2 protein-coding genes are annotated in these 570 nt (G+C 61.4%); both read right to left on the reverse strand.

The features are described from left to right. A partial coding sequence (locus ACY45C_RS21310) for a recombinase family protein (protein ID WP_462189334.1) occupies window positions 1–237 on the reverse strand: 237 nt, incomplete at its 3' end. Window positions 238–317: 80 nt separating this feature from the next. Next, the coding region (locus ACY45C_RS21315; RefSeq protein ID WP_462189335.1) for a hypothetical protein at window positions 318–570 on the reverse strand (253 nt) is incomplete at its 5' end.

Below are 570 nucleotides of genomic sequence, written 5' to 3' on the forward strand. Positions count from 1 at the left end.
GTCCAAGATGACATAGTCGATGTCGCCCTGCTGTTTAACGAAGGCTATCATCTTTTGAAATTCTTTGCGGTCGGCAGTCTTGGCGGACTCGCCCCGGTCGACGAATACTGCCACTACCTCAGCGTCAAGGCTGGCGGCTTTGCGTTCGCAGGCCTCCCGCTGGGCAGGCAAAGAGTAGCCGTCCGGGTCATCGTCGCGGCCAACCTGCTTGAGGGTCGATACCCGCAAGCAGATCACAGCCCGCTTGCTCCGCCCAGTACCAACCAGCAATCCGGCGGGAGCCAGGGATGGCGCGACTACTCCCGCTACCTTAGCCATCATCCCGTCCTCCGGTTCCGGTACAGTTCCGCCACCGCATGTTGCACTTGCGCCTCGAAACGTTCCGCAGGCGATACCGCCTGATCGTCGGCCGCCCCCTCGGCCTCACCGGCCCCAGCCGTAACCTTCTCGGCCATAATTACCTGCACGCCCCGATGATGCGTCAGCGTATATAGGCCACCGTTTCGGATGGCGTTGGCTCCCAGCACGCGCACCGATGCCACGATGATGTAGCCGATATCGGTGCTCTTA

It is taken from the genome of Frankia sp. CcWB2 (assembly GCF_977927585.1).